Origin of the sequence: Actinoplanes sp. NPDC051633 (assembly GCF_040681735.1) — a bacterium.
GTDB lineage: Bacteria > Actinomycetota > Actinomycetes > Mycobacteriales > Micromonosporaceae > Actinoplanes.
Map to the genome: position 1 here is coordinate 1 of NZ_JBFAZH010000972.1, position 2,989 is coordinate 2,989.

Here is a 2,989-nt window from a genome sequence, read left to right on the forward strand (position 1 = left end):
CTTCCCCACCCCGCCGCTCTTCCTATCTCTTGGCTTTCGTCCTTTCCGTTGCCCCGACCCCCCAGCGCGTTGTGCGCCCCAACCCCCCGCGCAGCCCCGCGGGCCGCGAAGCACGACGCGGCCGGCGGGACCGCCGTGGACAGCACCCCCAGGTCCGGCATCGACAGTGCCGGCGTCGACAGCGCCGGCATCGACGGGGCGGGCATCGACCGGGCCGGCGTCGACACGGACGGCATCGTGGGGGACAGCATCCACGGGGACCGGCGCTGGGATCTCTTTCTCGGCGTGGTCGCCGCCGGGGTCACGGTCGCCACCATCGCCACCGACGAGACCGGCCTGGCCCGGCGCCTGGTCGGCGTCGGGTCCATCGTCGCGATCACCGCCCTGTACGCGTTCGCCGGCCGCCGCCTCCTGCACCGCGACGACAACGTGCCGGCCTCCGCCTTCATCGTCGTCGCGATCCTGCTGTTCGGCGTCGGCACCTACGCGGCCAGCATCGTCAGCTATCTGCTCTTCGCGCTCTGCCCGCTCATCTTCCTGGTGCTCACGCTGCGCCGCGCCATCCCCCTCGTGGTCTTCGCCAGCTTCACCCCGCTGATCTGCGCCTGGCTCCGCGACGGCTGGGACACCGAACTGCTCACCCATCTCGGCCCGATCTTCGTCGTCTCGGCGGCCCTCGCGGTCTGGCTCGGCACCTGGATCAACCGGGTGATCGAGCAGAGCCGGGAGCGCGCCGCCCTGATCGCCGAGCTGCGGGCCAGCCGGGCCGAGGTGGCCCGGCTCTCGCACGAGACCGGGGTGGCCGCCGAGCGGCAACGGCTGGCCGGCGAGATCCACGACACCCTCGCCCAGGGCTTCACCAGCATCATCACGCTGTTGCAGGCGGCCGACCCGGCGCTGCGCGACGAACGGCTCGCCCTCGCGGTGCGTACGGCCCGGGAGAACCTGGCGGAGTCACGTACCCTCATCGCCGCCCTCACGCCCACGGCGCTGAGCAATGCCTCGCTGGCCGACGCCATCCGCCGCCAGGCGGCGTCCTTCACAGCGGAGACCGGCATCCCGGCCAGCGTGCGGGTCACCGGCGAGCCGCGGGAGCTGCCGACCCCGACCGAGGTGGTGCTGCTCCGCGCCGCGCAGGAGGCCCTGACCAACATCCGGCGGCATGCCGGCGCGAACGAGGTGGACGTGTTGCTGGCCTACGCGCAGGACGTGCGGCTGGTGGTGCGCGACGACGGGGCCGGCTTCGACGCCGAGGCGGCCGGCGGCTTCGGGCTGAAGACCATGCGGGCGCGCGCCGAACAGGCACACGGCACGTTGATCGTGCGCAGCGACCCGGACACCGGAACGACGTTGGAGCTGGAGGTGCCGGCATGATCCGCATCCTGCTGGTCGATGATCATCCGGTGGTCCGGCACGGGCTGCGCGGCATGCTGGACGCCGAGCCCGACCTGACCGTGGTGGGAGAGGCTTCTTCGGGTACGGGCGGAGTCGAGGCCGCCGAGTCGTTGCGGCCGGACATCGTGCTGATGGACCTGCGCATGCCGGACGGCGACGGCGTCGAGGCGACCGGCCGGATCCTGAAGCGCCTGCCCGGTTCCCGGGTGATGGTGCTGACCACGTACGAGACCGACCGCGACATCCTGCGCGCGATCGAGGCCGGCGCCTGCGGTTATCTGCTCAAGGACACGTCGCCGGCGGAGCTGGCCGACGCCGTCCGCGCGGCGCACCGCGGCGAGACCGTGCTGGCGCCCAGCGTCGCCTCCACCCTGGTCCGCCAGGTGCGCAAGCCGGCGCCGCCCGCCCTGTCGGCGCGCGAGACCGAGGTGCTGCGCCTGGTCGCGCTGGGCCGCACGAACGCGGAGATCGGCAAGCAGCTCTACATCTCCGAGGCGACGGTCAAGACGCACCTCCTGCGCGCCTTCGCCAAGCTGGACGTGGCCGATCGCACCGCCGCCGTGACGACCGCGATGTCGCACGGCCTCATCTGAGTTCCTTCTCAGGCTTCACAGCAAGCGCGCAGGATCGGCACAGGTCACGGCAAAGGTGACCCCTCATGGTTGGTTGAGCCGTCAATCACTGAGGGGGTAGCCCGATGGACCGGGAAGCCGGGCTCCGACGTACCACCGCCCTGACCGCCGCCATGATCATCGCAGCTTTCGCCGGAACGGCCGGCGTGGGAATCGCGGCCCACGCCGCCTCCGACCAGGCCGGCAGTGACTCCACGGCCACGACCGACGACAGCACCGGCGGCTCCACCGCCGGGGACTCGCCGTCGATCACGAGCGACAGCAGCGGCAGCGGTGCCGACGCCACCTCCGGGGGGTCGTGAGCATGCCGTTGATCGAGACGCTCCCGGTCGGCGCGAACACCGCGCAGTGGCCGGTCTGGGGCACCACCGCCCGGATCGTGCTCACCGACCCCGCCCGGGTGCCCGCCGCGACCGAGATCGTCCGGCACGAGCTGGCCGCGATCGACGCCGCCTGCAGCCGCTTCCGGCCCGACTCCGAGCTGAGCCGCGCCTGCCGGGCCGGTGGCCGCCCGGTCACCGTGAGCCCGCTGCTCGCCGAACTGGTCGGCGCCGCGCTGGAGGCGGCACGCCGCACCGGCGGCGACGTCGATCCGACCGTGGGCGCGATCCTGGCCGGCCTCGGCTACGACCGCGACTTCGCCGAGATCACCGGCCGCACCACCGCGCCGGCCGTGCGGGTCTTCCCGGCGCCGGACTGGCGCGCGGTCCGCCTGCGTCGGCTCGACCCCGAAGTGGTAGCCGAGCGGGCCATCCGAGGCGGCGATGCCCCGCTGGGCTACCACTGTGAACTGACCGTGCCCGACGGCGTGCTGCTCGATCTCGGCGCGACGGCGAAGGCGGTAGCCGCCGACCGCGCCGCCGCGCGGGTCGCCGAGCAGCTCGGCGTGGGCGTGCTGGTAGCGCTGGGCGGCGACATCGCAACCGCTGGACCAGCCCCCAGGGGGTTTGGCGGCACAGCAT

General features: G+C 73.2%; 4 protein-coding genes. All 4 read left to right on the top strand.

Features of this window, described 5'->3' with window-relative positions; genetic code table 11:
* The first annotated feature begins 135 nt into the window (after positions 1-135).
* Positions 136-1,374, top strand: a complete 1,239-nt coding sequence (locus tag AB0M20_RS35375; RefSeq protein ID WP_364304863.1) for a sensor histidine kinase — start codon at positions 136-138, stop codon at positions 1,372-1,374.
* A complete protein-coding gene (locus AB0M20_RS35380; RefSeq protein WP_364304865.1) occupies positions 1,371-1,988 on the top strand; it encodes a response regulator transcription factor in 618 nt (205 codons plus the stop codon). Before AB0M20_RS35375 ends, AB0M20_RS35380 begins: the two co-directional genes overlap by 4 nt.
* Before the next feature lie 104 nt (positions 1,989-2,092).
* Positions 2,093-2,329, top strand: coding sequence for a hypothetical protein (locus AB0M20_RS35385; RefSeq protein ID WP_364304867.1), 237 nt, complete (start codon positions 2,093-2,095; stop codon positions 2,327-2,329).
* Between the two features lie 2 nt (positions 2,330-2,331).
* Positions 2,332-2,989: FAD:protein FMN transferase (locus AB0M20_RS35390; RefSeq protein WP_364304869.1), on the top strand; the 658-nt coding region annotated here is incomplete at its 3' end.